Source organism: Mesorhizobium sp. 113-3-9, assembly GCF_016756515.1.
Taxonomy (GTDB): domain Bacteria; phylum Pseudomonadota; class Alphaproteobacteria; order Rhizobiales; family Rhizobiaceae; genus Mesorhizobium.
The window spans coordinates 2,031,414-2,046,404 of the sequence record NZ_AP023246.1; the positions used below are offsets into that span (position 1 = coordinate 2,031,414).

A 14,991-nucleotide genomic window follows, 5' to 3' on the forward strand; every position below is an offset into this window, starting at 1 on the left:
CCCAGATTGGTCTCACAATCCGGTGCGCGGCAAGGCTCTTAAAACGCCCGCCGGAGCAGCCTAGCCCAGGCTGGCGGATTTCCAAGCGATATGGCTGTTGTTTCCGGGGCACGAGGCCCCGGAAACCGTGCGGCTGCGCCGAGGCTCAGTTGAGCTTCGGGTTGAGCAGCGCGTCGATCTTGGGATCCTTCATGTTGGCCTTGGTGACGAGGTTGGCGCCGGTGTCGACATTGGCCTCGACCTTCTCGCCCTTGGAAGCTGCGAGCGCGGTCTTGATGCCGTCATAGCCCATCCGGTAGGGATCCTGGACGACGAGGCCGGAAATGACACCGTCATTCAGGAACTTGATCAGCTTCTCGTCGCTGTCGAAGCCGATCAATCCGACCTTGCCGGCAAGCTTGTTCTCGGCGATCGCCTGGCCGACGCCCTGCGCCATGATCAGGTTGGAGGCGAAGATGCCCTTCAGGTCGGGATTGGCGGTGATCAGGTCGGTCGCGATGTTGAGGCCGGTGGTGGCCTGACCGTCGGCATATTTGTCGGCGACCAGTTCGAGGCCGGGATACTTGGCCTTGAGCTGTTCCTTGAAGCCCTGGGCGCGCTGCTCGAGCGAGCCGGCGCCGGGCAGTGCGGTGATCAGGGCAACCTTGCCTTCGACTTTGCCGCCATTGGCCGCGCCGATGGCCGCCGCAAGACCGTCCGCGGCGACGCGGCCGCCCTGGACGTTGTCGGTGGTCAGGAACGAGGTGAAGGCCTTGGAGTCGGCGCTGGAGTCGATGCCGATGACCTTGACCTTGCTTGCGGCCTCGTCGATCGGCTTGCCGAGCGCCTTGGCTTCGGTCGGCGCGATGACGACTGCGGCCGGGTTGCCGGCGACGGCGTTCTCGAGGATGGAGATCTGGCCGTTGACGTCGGTTTCAGCCTGGGCGCCGAGTTCCGGCACGTTGACGCCGAGATCCTTGCCGGCCTTGCGGGCACCGGCGAGCACGATCTGCCAGTAGAAGGACGTGGTGTCCTTGACGATGATCGGAATGGTCACGTCCGCCGCCGAAACCGGCGCCGAATGCATGACGCCGGCGAGCATCGAAGCGGCTGCCATCGCCATCACGGCACGGCGGTTGAGAATGCTGGTCACGAATTTCATAGGATTCCTCCCTAAGTCGCCCGGTGAACGTTACGGAAGCTCCGTTCGGATAGGCGCGGCCCAAACAGAACTTTATCAATAAAAAACATTTACGCTGTTTTGATAGTGCATCGATCTGGACGATGCAAGCGGTGTTTCGCACCCGACCTCCCATGGCAGGCACAGACTCATGCCGCTCCTCCCTGGACGCGGCCAACGCTCCCGTTCCGTTCCACTAACACATGGAATATTAATTCCATGTGTTAGTCAATATGGAACATTCATTCTTTCTTCGGGGTCGCGGATTTGTGAAGTCGAGCCCCTCCCATCAAGGCCGATGGATGCCGGCGTCACGCCAGACCCTGTACCACCGTGTAGGGACGATATTTCTGATATTCCGTCTGCGGCACGTCGATGTCGAGCAGTTCGAGGTTGCGGGTCAGGTTCGCAAGTTTTGCGGTCCCGGTCAGCACGGTGGCGACCGTCGGCTCGTGCAAGGGAAACTGGAAGGCGGCGGCCGCCAGCGGATAACCGCCTTCGCCGGCGATCTTCTCCATGGCATCGACCCGGTCGAGCACATCGCGGCTCGCGGGCTGGTAATCGAAATGCGCGCCCTGCACCGGTCCGGTCGCCAATATGCCGGAGTTGAAAACGCCGCCGATCACCAGCGACGTCTGTTGCTTCAGGCACAGCGGCAGCAATTCGGCTTCCGCGCTGCGGTCGAGCAGGGAATAGCGGCTCGCGAGCAGGATGCAGTCGAGCGGCGCCCGGCGCATCACGTCAAGGCAGATCTGGACTTCGTTGACGCCGAGCCCATAAGCGGAAATCGTACCGGCCCGCTTCAGGTCCTCGAGCGCCTTGAGCCCGCCGTCCATCAGCTGGCGAAAGTGCAGTTTTGTCTTCTCTACGCCATGCGTGTAGACGCCGATGTCGTGCACATACAGGATATCGATCTTGTTCAGGCCAAGCCGTGCGTAGCTGAAGTCGACCGACCGCATGATGCCGTCATAGGAATAGTCGTAGTCGAGCGCGAACGGCAGTGGATCGACATAGGAGTGATCGGGCACCTGGTCTTCAGGCACCGGGCGAAACAGGCGTCCGACCTTGGTGGACAGCACGTAGGAATCGCGCGGCTTGTAGCGCAGGAAATCGCCGAAGCGTCGCTCCGACAGGCCGAAACCATAGAAGGGTGCGGTGTCGAAATAGCGCAGGCCGGCCTCCCAGGCGCCTTGCAGCGTCTCCATCGCCGCCTCGCGTGAGCAGGCGCGGTAGAGGCCGCCGATCGCGGCGCCGCCGAAGCTGACCTCTGTGACGTCGAGCGCCGTCTGGCCGATGCGGCGTTTTTCCATGCAAACCCTCCCCGTTGCCGGCCGCTGTCCCGCCCGGCAGTCTACCACATGTCAGGTGAATGCTGAGCAATTCCAGGAAAAGTGTGTAGCGGTTTTCCGTCCGGAACTGCGCAGAAACAAAGAGTTAGAGCGTCGCGCCGAGATGCCAGGGCACGAACTCGTTGTCGCCATAGCCAAAATCCTCGCTCTTGGTCTTGCGGCCCGAAGCCGTCTCGACGATCAGTTCGAAGATTTCGCGGCCCATGCCGGCGATGGTCTTTTCGCCCGAGGCGATGACGCCGCAATTGACGTCCATGTCCTCTTCCATCTGATGATACATGGTGGAGTTGGTGGCGACCTTGATCGAAGGTGTCGGCCGGCAGCCGAAGCAGGAACCGCGACCGGTGGTGAAGACGATGACATTGGCGCCACCCGCAACCTGGCCGGTGGCCGAGACCGGGTCGTAGCCGGGAGTGTCCATGAACACCAGTCCGTTGCCGGTGACCTTTTCGGCATAGCCGAACACGCCGTTGAGCGGCGTCTGGCCCCCCTTGGCGACCGCGCCCAGCGACTTTTCCAGGATGGTGGTGAGGCCGCCGCGCTTGTTGCCGGGCGAAGGGTTGTTGTCGATCGAGGCGCCATGCTTGGCGACATGGTCTTCCCACCACTTCACATAGCCATCGAGCTTCTTGGCGATTTCTGGCGTCGCCGCGCGATAGGCGAGCAGATGTTCGGCGCCGTAGATTTCCGTGGTCTCGGAGAGGATGCCGATGCCGCCGACGCCGGCCAGTATGTCCACCGCAGCACCCAGCGCCGGATTGGCCGTGATGCCCGACATGCCGTCGGAGCCGCCGCATTGCAGGCCCACGACGATCTCGCTGACCGGGATCGGCTCGCGCTTCAACTGGCCGACTTCCTCGGCGATCTCGGCCAGCACGCCCATCGCCTTTTCCACCGATTTGCGCGATCCGCCGGCGTCCTGGATGTTGAAGTGGCGTTTGCCGGCGGCGACACCCTTCTGGCCGTAAAGGGTGAGCTGGTTGACCTCGCAGCCGAGGCCGACCATCAGCACGCCGCCGAAATTCGGGTGGCGGGCATAACCGGCGAGCGTGCGGTGCAGCACCATCATGCCGTCGCCGGTGCCGCTCATGCCGCAGCCCTGGCCGTGGACGATGGGCACGAAACCGTCGATGCCTGGATATTTCGGCAGCAAGGTCCGGTTGGCCGTGTCGGCGATCGAATGGCAGACTGTGGCCGAACAATTGACGCTGGCGATGATCCCGATGAAGTTTCGCGTGCCGGCGCGGCCGTCGGCGCGGCGGTAGCCCATGAAGGTGCGAGCGCGATCGGTCTCGGTCGCGTGCTCGGCCTCGCTCGGCGGCACCACCGGCAAACGGCCGGCCTCGAAAACCAGATTGTGCGAATGGACATGCTCGCCGGGCGCGATGTCCTGCGTGGCGCGGCCGATCGCCTGGGCATATTTCACCACGGCTTCACCGGCGGCAATAGGCTTGATCGCCACCTTGTGGCCGGGCTCGATGACGGCGGTGGCAAGCGCGCCGCCCGGCAGGACGGTGCCGATCTCGATGCGGCCATTGGCAACGGCGACATTGTCGGCGGGGGACAGAAGGATGGTGTTCGACACGTTCACGGGCGGTTTCCTGGGTGATCCTGGGATGCGCGGATTGACACGCGCCTGTTAAGAGTTAATGTCTTTTATCGTGAAAAAACAGTTTTGCGTCAATTGTTTTTTCGCGGCGTTACAGGGTGCTCCTAGGCAAATGGTGGCGCCGCAAACAATGGACCGGACCCGGCGAAAGCGATTCCTGCTTTTCAGGGTCATGGGAACGTCATATTGCGCTTCAAGCCGGCCGCCGCAAGCGCCGGCATGAATGGGTCAGGGGATGTCGAAGAGCAACAACGTCTACAAGGACGCCTACAACAGGTGCCTCAGGCTGCTTGACGAGACGCGCAGCCTGCCGTCGGAGCCGGAACTGGGCGCGCTGCTCGGGGTCAGCCGCACCACCGTGCGAAGCATCCTGGCACGCATGGAGGAAACCGGGCTGATCGCCTGGAACAAGCGCGCCAAGACGGTGCTGCGGGACCCCGGACCCGGCGATTTCTTCCCCGAGGAAGAGACCGACACGCTGGCCGAGATCATCGAGCGATCGTTCATGCGGCGGCTGCTCGCGGGCGGCGCCGAAGCCGGCATGCAGATCAACGAGCTCGAACTGGCGCGTGAGATCGGCGTCGGCACGACCAGCGTGCGCGAGTTCCTCATCCGCTTCTCGCGCTTCGGCTTGATCGAGAAGCGCCGCAACAGCCATTGGGTGCTGAAAGGCTTTACGCGGGCCTTCGCGCTGGAGCTGACCGAAATCCGCGAGATGTTCGAGCTGCGCTCGGCCGCTGCCTTCGCGGCTTTGCCGCAGGACAGCCCGGTCTGGGCCGATCTAGACCGCCTGGAGGACGAACATCGCCAGCTGGCACGCGAGATCGCCACGCGCTTCAACGAGTTTTCGGAACTGGACGAGCGCTTCCACCGGCTGATCCACCGCGCCTCGCGCAACCGCTTCATCGTCGATTTCTACGACGTCATCGCCATGATCTTCCATTACCACTACCAGTGGAACAAGGCGCAGGAGCGCGAGCGCAATGAAGTCGCGGTCGGTGAGCATCTTGCCTATATCGAGGCGCTCAAGTCGCGCGACCTCGGCAAGGTCGACGCCGCCTGCCGCAAGCACCTGAAGTCGGCGCGCCAGACATTGCTGACCTCGATTCCCGAAAGCCGTTTGCCGCAAAAACCCTGAGCCGCGTTGGGGAGGCAGCATCGCGGCTCGAATTTCTGTTTTATGCGTGTCATTGTCCCAATGCCGCTGCGCACCCCCGGGTCGGGCCCGAGGGCATGCTTTGGGCGACATGGATCAGTCGTGCTGCGTTGCCGCAGCCTCGAATTGGCGATTTTCCGGTCGCCGGTTGCGTGATAGGTATCCTTACGAGGACTGCTCGAAGAGGCAGATGGTTTGAACAGGCAAGTCATTTGAGCAAGAAGGCGAGACGCTGGAGCATGCCGGCCGCGCTTGTTGCGGCCTGTCTGCTGCTGCTCCAGTCGACGCTCGGCGCGTTCGCCTTCGGCACCGGCCCGAATGCCGCGCAGCTCGATGCTTTCGGCAACGTCATCTGTACCCGCGACGGTGCCACCCAGCTCCCCGGCGGCGACCAGCACCCGTCCCATCTGCCAGCCTGCTGCTCGCTTGGCTGCGGCATGTTTTCATCGGCCTTCGCGCCGCCTGCCAATGCCGGGCTGGCCCTGGGCAGCCTGTCCTTTGAAGCGGTCGCCTTCGTCTTTCCGGCGAGCATTCATCTCGACTTGGCGCGCGAACGCTCGCCGTCGAACCCGCGCGCGCCGCCGCTGGCGGCCTGAGCTGCTTGCCCGGCGGAACCTTTCGCGGGCGCACCCATCCAAAGATTAAACGGCTCGCGACCGGCGACGGCGCGATCATCACTTCATGGAGCAACCATGTCCCATTTTTCCCCCATAGCGGCGGGCACTCTGTTCAGCCGCACTCTATCTCGTTTCCGGGAGCATCTCGGCCGTGTCACGCTGGCGTTTGCGATCATGTTCGTCGGCGCCCAGTCAGTCCTGGCGCATGAGTTCAAGGTCGGCGATCTCGAAATCGAGCATCCCTGGTCGCGCGCCACCCCGGCGGGCGCCAAGGTGGCCGGCGGCTATTTCACCATCATCAACAATGGCAGCGCGCCGGACCGGCTCGTGTCGATTTCCTCCGACATTTCGGACAAGGCCGAACTGCATGAGATGGGCGTCAAGGACGGCGTCATGACCATGCGACCGGTTACCGGCGGCCTGGATGTCCCCGCCGGCGGCAAGGTGGCTCTGGCGCCGGGCGGCTATCACCTGATGTTCATCGGCCTGAAGCGGCAACCCAAGCAAGGCGAGAAATTCGCCGCCACGCTGACCTTCGAGAAGGCCGGCACGGTCAATATCGAGTTCGCCGTGGAGGGCATGGGCGGCGGTATGGACGACCACGCCAATTGACTGGCCAATTCCAGAATTTTGAAATCAGAGGGACCATCATGAACAAGTATCTTTTGGCGGCTGGCGCGCTTCTCGCGCTGGGGACGAATGCCGCCTTCGCGCACATCACGCTCGAAACCCAGGAGGCGCCCGTCGGCTCGACCTACAAGGCAGTGCTGCGCGTGCCGCATGGCTGCGACGGCAAGGCCACGACCGCCGTGCGCGTGCAGATTCCAGAAGGGGTGATCGCGGTGAAGCCTATGCCGAAGCCGGGCTGGACGCTGCAGACCAAGAAGGGCAAATATGAAAAATCCTACCAGCTCTATGGTCAGGCGGTGAGCGACGGCGTCAAGGAAGTCGACTGGAGCGGCGGCAATCTGCCGGATGAATTCTATGACGAGTTCGTCTTCCGCGCGACGCTGACGGCGGATCTGCCCGTAGGCCAGATGCTCTATTTCCCCGTGGTGCAGGAATGCGACGGCGCCACCGACCGCTGGATCGAGATCCCGGCAGCCGGGCAGGATGAAGACGCACTGGAGAACCCGGCGCCCGGCATAAAGCTGACACCGAAGAAATAACTTTCCCTGGTGCGCTCTGCTTGCCGGAGCGCACCGCATTCCCATGGCATGGCATGACCGCAATACCGTTTCGGATGGCCGATACCACCGGCAAGCTCGTAGGCTGGATCGCCTGCGGGCTGCTGGCCGTGGCGTTCATTGTCATCGCTTCGACAAATCAGGCCTTTGCCCATGCCGCGCTGATCAAGACCGACCCGGCCGACGGTGCGGTGCTGATGCAGGCTCCGGCACAGTTTTCGCTGACCTTCAGCGAGCCGGTTTCGCCCCTGGTGCTGACGCTGGTGAAGCCCGACGGCACGCCGGTTGCGCTGACATCCTTCCGCCTCAGCGACCAGACGGTCGAGATCGACAATCCGCAGGCCCTCAAATCCGGCACGCATGTGCTGAGCTGGCGTGTCATTTCCGCCGACGGCCATCCGGTTGGCGGCTCGCTCTTGTTTTCCATCGGCGCGCCAAGCGAGCCGCCCGTCGTGTCCGAGGCGGTCGACTGGCCGCAGCGATCGGCGATCTGGATCGGCAAGATCCTCCTCTATGCGGGCCTTTTCCTCGGTGTCGGCGGCGCTTTCGCCCTTGCCTGGCTGGCCGGGGATGGCCGCGCCGGTCAGCGATTTGTCGCGGCGGCGATCCTGTGCGGGCTGGTGGCGGCGCCCTTGTCGCTCGGCTTTCAGGGGCTCGATGCGCTGGGAGCGCCGCTCCCCCATCTGGTGCAGCCGGTGATCTGGCGGACCGGGCTGGGCACCAGCTTTGGCTGGACGGTGCTGGTCGCCCTGATCGCGCTGGGACTCGGTCTGCTGTCGCTGGCCGGACCGCGTGTGGCGGCCAAGCCGTTTGCCCTTGCCGGCCTTGCCGGTGTCGGCGCCGCGCTCGCCGCCAGCGGCCACGCCAGCGCTGCCGAGCCGCAATGGCTGACGCGGCCCATGGTGTTTGTGCATGGCGCGGGCATCGCCTTCTGGGCCGGCGCCCTGGTGCCGCTCGGTCTCGCGCTCAAGCATCGGACGACTGACGCTGTCGGTTTTCTGCGTCGCTTCTCGCGGGCGATCCTGCCTGCCGTGGCCATGCTCGCGGTAGCCGGGATCGTATTGGCCGTCATCCAGGTGCAGATGCCCTCGGCGCTGATCGACACCGCCTATGGCCGGCTGCTGCTGGTCAAGCTCGTGCTGCTGATCTTCCTGTTCACGCTGGCCGCCATCAATCGCTGGAGGCTCACCGCCTCGGCCGAGGCGGGATCAACGGAAGTGCAGCGCAGGCTCACCCGCTCGATCGGCGCCGAAATGCTGATCGTACTGGCAATCTTCGGGGTTGCTGCCGGCTGGCGCTTCACGCCACCGCCGCGCGCCCTGGCGATCGCGGCGGCGCAGCCGGTCTCGGTTCACATCCACACCCTGCAGGCGATGGCCGATCTCAGCATCACGCCGGGCCATGCTGGCTCGGTCGCCGCCTCGATGATCATCATGACCGGTGATTTCGGGCCGCTCGACGCCAAGGAAGTGACGCTGGTGCTGTCGAAACCCGATTCCGGCATCGAACCGCTGAAGCGCGCGGCGACCAAACCCGGCGACGGCAGCTGGCGCGTGGACAACCTCATCATCCCGATTCCCGGCCGCTGGACAGTGCGCCTCGACATACTGGTCTCGGACTTCGAGATGGTGAAGATCGAAGCGCCGGTGGACATCAGACCGTGATGGTCTATATGGCCGCTTGCGACGCGGTCCAGTGTCCTGCTTGCAACACAAATCGGCGAGGCGGTTGACGCGGCCCGAAAGGGCCGTCAATCATCTTGGGAAGAGTGGGCAACTTGGGAAGACTGGGCATCCCACCAAATCGCGGCTCCAAACCAACAAGATCCGAAAGCAGGGAAGAAACGATGGAACAAGCCGAAATCGGCCTGATCGGCCTTGGCACGATGGGCTCCAACCTGGCGCTGAACATCGCCGAACACGGGCACCGCATCGCCGTCTTCAACCGCACCCGGGCGCGCACCGACGCCTTCGTCGAGAATGCCGGCGCGCTGAAGAACATGGTTGTCCCCTGCTACAGCCTGGAGGAACTGGCCGCCGCTATCCGGCCGCCGCGTCCGATCATCATCATGGTGCTGGCCGGCAAGCCGGTCGACGAACAGATCGAAGCCTTGCGCGGCGTGCTGTCCAACAACGACATCGTCATCGATGCCGGCAATGCCAATTTCCGCGATACGATGCGGCGCTTCTCCGAACTGTCCGGCTCGGGCCTGACCTTCATCGGCATGGGCGTGTCCGGCGGCGAGGAGGGCGCGCGCCATGGCCCGTCGATCATGGTCGGCGGCACGGAAGATAGTTGGAAGCGGGTCGAGAAGGTGCTGACCGCCATCTCGGCCAAATTCAAGGACGAACCGTGCGCGGCGTGGCTCGGCACCGATGGCGCCGGGCATTTCGTCAAGACCATCCACAACGGCATCGAATATGCCGACATGCAGATGATCGCCGAGATCTACGGCATTCTGCGCGATGGTCTGGGCATGGGGCCGAAGGAGATCGGCACGGTCTTCGAAAACTGGAACAAGGGCCGGCTCAACTCCTACCTGATCGAGATCACCGCCAAGGTGCTGGCGGCCGACGATCCCAAGACCGGCAAGCCGGTGGTCGACATCATCCTCGATCGTGCCGGCCAGAAGGGCACCGGCAAATGGTCCGTCATCGAGGCACAGCAGCTCGGCATTCCGGCAACCGCGATCGAGGCCGCGGTGGCGGCGCGCGTGCTGTCGTCGATCAAGGATGAGCGGCTGGCGGCGGAAAAAGCCTATGGCACTATCGGCGTGTCGAAGATTTCCGGTGACAAGGACGCACTGCTGAAAGACCTCGAACTGGCGCTGTTCGCCGGCAAGATCGCCGCCTACGCGCAGGGTTTTGCCGTGATGAGCGGTGCCTCGAAGGAGTTCAACTGGAACCTGCCGATGCCGACCATCGCCAAGATCTGGCGCGCCGGCTGCATTATCCGTTCGCAGATGCTGGATACGATGGCAGAAGCCTTCAGCAGCGGCGGCGCTTCGACCAACCTTTTGATGGCGCCGGCTTTCATCAGCTTGATGCAGGAGGCGCATCCGTCGCTGCGGCGTATCGTGGCAAGGGCTTCCGAAGCCGGCGCGCCGGTGCCGGCGCTGTCTTCCGCGCTTGCCTATTTCGACAGCTATCGCCAGGGCCGCGGCACCTCGAACCTGATCCAGGCGCAGCGCGACTTCTTCGGCGCGCACGGCTTCGAACGCATCGGCGAGCAGGGGGCTTTCCACGGTCCCTGGGGCAGCGGCGCGGCTGGCTGAAGCAGGGCCGGCCTGTAAATGGCGGTTTGGCCTGAGCTGATGCTCAGGTCGCGCCAGGTCAGCCGCGATAGGGCAGAACCTCGCTCGGCTTGCTCAGCGTCTGCAATGAGCCGGGTGCGGCGCCACCGATCCAGCCGAGCACGGCGCGGGCAAGCTCGGAGCCGGCCAGCCGGAAGCTCTCGTTGACGACGAGCAGTTCCCGCCGGAACAAATGCAGCAACTCCGAGGATTGTTTCGACACCACGTCGACGTCGCGGCCGAGCTTGAGGCCGGCATCCTCGATGCCGGCCACGATGGCAAGCGTGGCGGCGGCGGCGCTGCTGACAAAACCGTCCGGCCGGTCCTTGCGCCGCATCAACTGCGCGGTCCGCATCCTGATCTGTTCGATCGATTGATCGATGGAAACGGTGTTGAACGGCACCTCGCTGGCGCCGACTTCGCTCAGGGCATCGACGAAGCCGTTCACCGTATGGCCGTAATAGGTGAGGCCAACGGGCGGCGTGACAAGGGCAAGGCGGCTGCGGCCCCTACCGGCGAGATAGCGCACAGCCTCGTTCGCGAAGGCGTAGTTGTCGAAATCATGATAGGGATGCACCAGCCCCATGTCGGTGCGGCCATGCGTGGCAAAGGGAATGCCGCGCTCCAGCATGTAGCGGGCCCGGGGATCGTTCGGCTGCGTGCGGGAGATGATGACGCCGTCGGCTGATCCGGTCTCGACCAGATAGCGCACCGGATCCAGCGGATCCTGCGAGCGCGAGTATGGCGTGACGATCAGGTGGTAGGGCGTATCGGCGATGACCTCGGTCACGCCATAGATGATATCCGAGACGAAGCTCATGAGCTCGTGCTCGGTGTTCAGCACAAGACTGATGACATTGGTCTTGCCGGTTCTGAGCCTGACGCCGGCGCGGTTCGGGCGGTAGCCGATCTGCTTGGCGACGAGCTGGACACGCCGCCTGGTCTCGGCGCCGATCTCCGGCGCGTCCTTCAGCGCACGAGACACGGTGGTGACGCCAAGCCCGGTCATAAAGGCGAGCGTCTTCAACGTCGGCCGTTCCTGCGCCGACGCTTCCTCGTTCCTGTCCGTACGCTGTCTGTCCATTCGTCCCGCCCGTCAGGCGCATAGCAGTCGCCGGGCGGCCCGGCAATCTTCGCGATTGCCGCGAAGCACGATTTCAAGCCCGGCAATGCGTCAATATACTGAAACGTTACAGATTGCCAATCTCGTCGCGCCGATGACGAATTTGGGTGGCCGTGAAATTCCCTTGAGAATCCAAGGTCAAACGCCATTTCGGCATGTTCCTTGCCGATTTTCATGAGCCTACGGCCTGTTTTGCGCTGCGATTGCTCATATTGCGGCGCACAATGCAGCAGCCGATGGGAGCATTTTATTCGCGGCTCGAAAAAATACCTGTCGGGTTTACGCCTGGGGTTGCGCCATCCGCGCAATTGCCGTATCGAAAATCTGTAACGTTTCAGATTCTGGGAGGAACCGAAATGCGATACAAATTTCTGACCGCCGCGCTGGCGGCAACGGCCGCGCTGCAGTTCGCCGGCCCGGCGGCAGCGACGGACCTGGAAGTCACTCATTGGTGGACTTCCGGTGGCGAGGCGGCGGCGGTCGCGGAACTCGCCAAAGCCTTCGATGCCACAGGCAATCACTGGGTCGACGGCGCGATTGCCGGGTCCGGCGGCACCGCACGGCCGATCATGATCAGCCGCATCACCGGCGGCGACCCGATGGGCGCCACCCAGTTCAATCACGGACGGCAAGCGGAGGAACTGGTGCAGGCCGGCCTCATGCGCGACCTGACCGATGTCGCCACCAAGGGTAAATGGACCGAGGTCGTGCGGCCGAAGAGCCTGCTCGACAGCTGCACCATCGACGGCAAGATCTACTGCGTGCCGGTCAACATCCATTCCTGGCAGTGGCTGTGGCTGTCGAACGCCGCGTTCGAGAAGGCCGGCGTGCCGGTGCCGAAGGACTGGAATGAGTATGTGGCGGCCGCGCCGGCGCTGGAGAAGGCAGGCATTGTCCCGCTGGCGGTGGGCGGGCAGGCTTGGCAGTCGTCCGGCGCCTTCGACGTGCTGCTTGCCGCGGTCGGCGGCACCGACACCTTCCTCAAGGTCTACAAGGACAAGGACGCCAAGTTCGCGGCCGGTCCGGAAGTCGCCAAGGTGTTCAAAGCGGCCGACGATGCGCGCAAGATGGCCAAGAACACCAATGTGCAGGACTGGAACCAGGCCACCAACATGGTCATCACAGGCAAGGCCGGCGGCCAGATCATGGGCGATTGGGCGCAAGGCGAGTTCCAGGTCGCCGGCAAGACCGCCGGCAAGGACTATACCTGCCTTCCCGGCCTTGGCCTGAACGAGGTCATCGCCACGGGTGGCGATGCCTTCTACTTCCCGTTGCTCAAGGATGGCGACAAGGCCAAGGCGCAGGAAGTGCTGGCCGAGACCTTGCTCGATCCCAAGACCCAGGTCGCCTTCAATCTCAAGAAAGGCTCGCTGCCGGTGCGTGGCGACGTCGACCTCAACGCAGCCAACGATTGCATGAAGAAAGGCCTCGCCATCCTGGCCAAGGGTGCCGTCATCCCCTGGACCGACCAGCTGCTTTCGCAGGACAGCCAGAAGCAGAAGGAGGACCTGTTCTCCGAGTTCTTCGCCAAGCCGGAGATGACCGTGGAAGAGGCGCAGAAGCGCTTCGCCGACATCATCGCCACGGCTGACTGACCGCCCGGATCCTCCCAACTCCCGGTCTTGCAGGCGCAGGACCGGGAGTGACCACCTTACCCCTTTCAACGCGGCTGGCGAGATGAGCAAGAGCGAACGCCCGAACCAGCTTTTTCGCAACCTCAATGCGAAGATCGCTTCGATCCCGATGATCCTCACCGCGCTGGTGGTGTTTGTCGGCGGCACGGCGTGGACGGTGCTCTATTCCTTCACCAATTCGAAGCTGCTGCCGCGGCTGAATTTCGTCGGCCTCGACCAGTATTACCGGTTGTGGGCGACGCCACGCTGGCTGGTTTCGATCGAGAATCTTCTGATCTACGGCGTGATCTCGCTGGTGTTCTCGCTGGTGATCGGTTTCATCCTGGCGGCGCTGCTCGACCAGAAGATCCGCTTCGAGGACACGTTTCGCACCATCTTCCTCTATCCCTTCGCGCTGTCCTTCATCGTGACCGGCCTTGTCTGGCAATGGCTGCTCAATCCGGATTTCGGAATCCAGGGCGTGATACGAAGCCTTGGCTGGACGAGCTTCAATTTCGATCCGCTCTACAATTCCAGCATCGTCATCTACGGCATATCGATCGCGGCGCTCTGGCAAGGCACCGGGCTCATCATGTGCCTGATGCTGGCCGGCCTGCGCGGCATAGACGAGGATATCTGGAAGGCCGCCCGGGTGGACGGGATACCGATGTGGAAGACCTATCTGTTCATCATCATCCCGATGATGCGGCCGGTCTTCATCACAACGCTGGTCATCATCGCGTCGGGCATCGTCAAGGTCTATGACCTCGTCGTCGCCCAGACCAGTGGCGGACCGGGCATCGCCTCCGAAGTGCCGGCAAAATATGTCTACGACTACATGTTCTTCGCCCAGAATCTCGGCCAGGGCTTTGCCGCCTCGACCATGATGCTGCTCTCGGTGATGATCGTCATCGTGCCGTGGGCCTATCTCGAATTCGGAGGCAGGAAGCGTGCCTGACCATGCCGTTTCCCTGTCCGCGCCGTCCGGCGCCATTCGTGCCGACGCCTCGGGGCCGAGCGGATCGAAGCCGCGCCACATGTTCTCGCGCCGCAACATCTTTCTCTATGGCACGCTGATCGTCGTGGCGCTCTACTACCTCTTGCCGCTCTATGTGATGATCGTCACCTCGCTCAAGGGCATGCCGGAAATCCGCCTCGGCAATATCTTTTCGCCACCGCTCGAGATCACTTTCGAGCCGTGGGTCAAGGCGTGGTCGACGGCCTGCACCGGCCTCAATTGCGATGGGCTTTCGCGCGGCTTCTGGAACTCCGTTCGCATCACCGTCCCCTCGGTGATCCTGTCGATCGCGATCGCGTCCGTAAACGGCTACGCCCTGGCCAACTGGCGCTTCAAGGGCGCCGACACCTTCTTCATCATCCTGATCGTTGGCGCCTTCATCCCCTACCAGGTGATGATCTATCCGATCGTCATCATCCTGCGCGAGATCGGGCTCTATGGCAGCCTCAGCGGACTGGTGGTCGTCCACTCGATTTTCGGCATGCCGATCCTAACGCTTCTGTTCCGCAACTATTTCACCTCCATGCCGGAGGAATTGTTCCGGGCGGCGCGTGTCGATGGCGCCGGTTTCTGGGGCATCTACCTGCGCATCATGCTGCCGATGTCGCTGCCGATCTTCGTCGTCGCCGTCATCCTGCAGGTCACGGGCATCTGGAACGACTTCCTGTTCGGCGTCGTCTACACGCGCCCCGACACCTATCCGATGACGGTGCAGCTCAACAACATCGTCAATTCGGTGCAGGGCGTGAAGGAATACAACGTCAACATGGCGGCCACCATCCTGACCGGACTGGTCCCGCTCGTCATCTACTTCATTTCCGGCAGGCTTTTCGTGCGTGGCATCGCTGCCGGCGCGGTGAAAGGGTGA

General features: G+C 63.3%; 13 protein-coding genes. 9 read left to right on the forward strand and 4 right to left on the reverse strand.

Annotated elements, in window-relative coordinates:
• Positions 1-145: 145 nt before the first annotated feature.
• The 3 genes from MesoLj_RS09840 to MesoLj_RS09850 form a co-directional block, all read right to left on the reverse strand.
• Positions 146-1,141, reverse strand: coding sequence for an ABC transporter substrate-binding protein (locus MesoLj_RS09840; RefSeq protein ID WP_056577892.1), 996 nt, complete (start codon positions 1,139-1,141; stop codon positions 146-148).
• 329 nt (positions 1,142-1,470) lie between these two features.
• Complete coding sequence (locus MesoLj_RS09845) at positions 1,471-2,469, reverse strand: aldo/keto reductase (protein WP_202325873.1); 999 nt, start codon at positions 2,467-2,469, stop codon at positions 1,471-1,473.
• A gap of 124 nt (positions 2,470-2,593) precedes the next feature.
• Positions 2,594-4,099: a UxaA family hydrolase gene (locus tag MesoLj_RS09850; protein ID WP_202325874.1), complete on the reverse strand. Its 1,506-nt coding sequence runs from the start codon at positions 4,097-4,099 to the stop codon at positions 2,594-2,596.
• 253 nt (positions 4,100-4,352) lie between these two features.
• On the opposite strand from MesoLj_RS09850, the gene MesoLj_RS09855 reads away from it, so the two are divergent.
• From MesoLj_RS09855 to gndA, 6 genes are all read left to right on the forward strand, one after another.
• On the forward strand, positions 4,353-5,255 hold the full coding sequence (locus tag MesoLj_RS09855) for a GntR family transcriptional regulator (protein WP_140772122.1): 903 nt from the start codon (positions 4,353-4,355) through the stop codon (positions 5,253-5,255).
• Positions 5,256-5,512: 257 nt separating this feature from the next.
• The gene (locus MesoLj_RS09860) at positions 5,513-5,869 is read left to right on the forward strand and encodes a DUF2946 family protein (protein ID WP_140772799.1); all 357 of its coding nucleotides are present in this window, start codon (positions 5,513-5,515) and stop codon (positions 5,867-5,869) included.
• 96 nt (positions 5,870-5,965) lie between these two features.
• A complete protein-coding gene (locus tag MesoLj_RS09865) occupies positions 5,966-6,502 on the forward strand; it encodes a copper chaperone PCu(A)C (RefSeq protein ID WP_202325875.1) in 537 nt (178 codons plus the stop codon).
• A 38-nt stretch (positions 6,503-6,540) separates the two neighbouring features.
• A complete protein-coding gene (locus MesoLj_RS09870; RefSeq protein ID WP_140772119.1) occupies positions 6,541-7,059 on the forward strand; it encodes a YcnI family copper-binding membrane protein in 519 nt (172 codons plus the stop codon).
• Positions 7,060-7,133: 74 nt separating this feature from the next.
• On the forward strand, positions 7,134-8,741 hold the full coding sequence (locus MesoLj_RS09875) for a copper resistance CopC/CopD family protein (RefSeq protein ID WP_202327233.1): 1,608 nt from the start codon (positions 7,134-7,136) through the stop codon (positions 8,739-8,741).
• A gap of 182 nt (positions 8,742-8,923) precedes the next feature.
• Positions 8,924-10,351 carry an NADP-dependent phosphogluconate dehydrogenase gene (gene gndA, locus MesoLj_RS09880; protein WP_140772115.1) on the forward strand — a complete coding sequence of 476 codons (1,428 nt, stop codon included), beginning with the start codon at positions 8,924-8,926 and terminating at the stop codon, positions 10,349-10,351.
• Positions 10,352-10,409: 58 nt separating this feature from the next.
• Here gndA and MesoLj_RS09885 read toward each other — a convergent pair whose 3' ends face one another.
• Positions 10,410-11,453 carry a LacI family transcriptional regulator gene (locus MesoLj_RS09885; RefSeq protein WP_140772113.1) on the reverse strand — a complete coding sequence of 348 codons (1,044 nt, stop codon included), beginning with the start codon at positions 11,451-11,453 and terminating at the stop codon, positions 10,410-10,412.
• Positions 11,454-11,848: 395 nt separating this feature from the next.
• Here MesoLj_RS09885 and MesoLj_RS09890 point away from each other — a divergent pair, with 395 nt between their 5' ends.
• From MesoLj_RS09890 to MesoLj_RS09900, 3 genes are all read left to right on the forward strand, one after another.
• Positions 11,849-13,087, forward strand: coding sequence for an ABC transporter substrate-binding protein (locus MesoLj_RS09890; protein ID WP_172348537.1), 1,239 nt, complete (start codon positions 11,849-11,851; stop codon positions 13,085-13,087).
• An 82-nt stretch (positions 13,088-13,169) separates the two neighbouring features.
• Positions 13,170-14,063 carry a carbohydrate ABC transporter permease gene (locus MesoLj_RS09895; RefSeq protein WP_202325876.1) on the forward strand — a complete coding sequence of 298 codons (894 nt, stop codon included), beginning with the start codon at positions 13,170-13,172 and terminating at the stop codon, positions 14,061-14,063.
• Positions 14,056-14,991, forward strand: a complete 936-nt coding sequence (locus tag MesoLj_RS09900; RefSeq protein WP_202325877.1) for a carbohydrate ABC transporter permease — start codon at positions 14,056-14,058, stop codon at positions 14,989-14,991. The genes MesoLj_RS09895 and MesoLj_RS09900 overlap by 8 nt, the downstream gene beginning before the upstream one ends.

Excerpts from the sequence above, each read along its gene's own strand:
- MesoLj_RS09895 (WP_202325876.1), top strand. The coding sequence starts at position 13,170 with ATGAGCAAGAGCGAACGCCCGAACCAGCTTTTTCGCAACCTCAATGCG.
- MesoLj_RS09875 (WP_202327233.1), top strand. The coding sequence starts at position 7,134 with ATGGCCGATACCACCGGCAAGCTCGTAGGCTGGATCGCCTGCGGGCTG.
- MesoLj_RS09855 (WP_140772122.1), top strand. The coding sequence starts at position 4,353 with ATGTCGAAGAGCAACAACGTCTACAAGGACGCCTACAACAGGTGCCTC.
- MesoLj_RS09885 (WP_140772113.1), bottom strand. The coding sequence starts at position 11,453 with ATGGACAGACAGCGTACGGACAGGAACGAGGAAGCGTCGGCGCAGGAA.
- MesoLj_RS09840 (WP_056577892.1), bottom strand. The coding sequence starts at position 1,141 with ATGAAATTCGTGACCAGCATTCTCAACCGCCGTGCCGTGATGGCGATG.
- MesoLj_RS09860 (WP_140772799.1), top strand. The coding sequence starts at position 5,513 with ATGCCGGCCGCGCTTGTTGCGGCCTGTCTGCTGCTGCTCCAGTCGACG.
- MesoLj_RS09845 (WP_202325873.1), bottom strand. The coding sequence starts at position 2,469 with ATGGAAAAACGCCGCATCGGCCAGACGGCGCTCGACGTCACAGAGGTC.
- MesoLj_RS09870 (WP_140772119.1), top strand. The coding sequence starts at position 6,541 with ATGAACAAGTATCTTTTGGCGGCTGGCGCGCTTCTCGCGCTGGGGACG.
- gndA (WP_140772115.1), top strand. The coding sequence starts at position 8,924 with ATGGAACAAGCCGAAATCGGCCTGATCGGCCTTGGCACGATGGGCTCC.
- MesoLj_RS09890 (WP_172348537.1), top strand. The coding sequence starts at position 11,849 with ATGCGATACAAATTTCTGACCGCCGCGCTGGCGGCAACGGCCGCGCTG.
- MesoLj_RS09865 (WP_202325875.1), top strand. The coding sequence starts at position 5,966 with ATGTCCCATTTTTCCCCCATAGCGGCGGGCACTCTGTTCAGCCGCACT.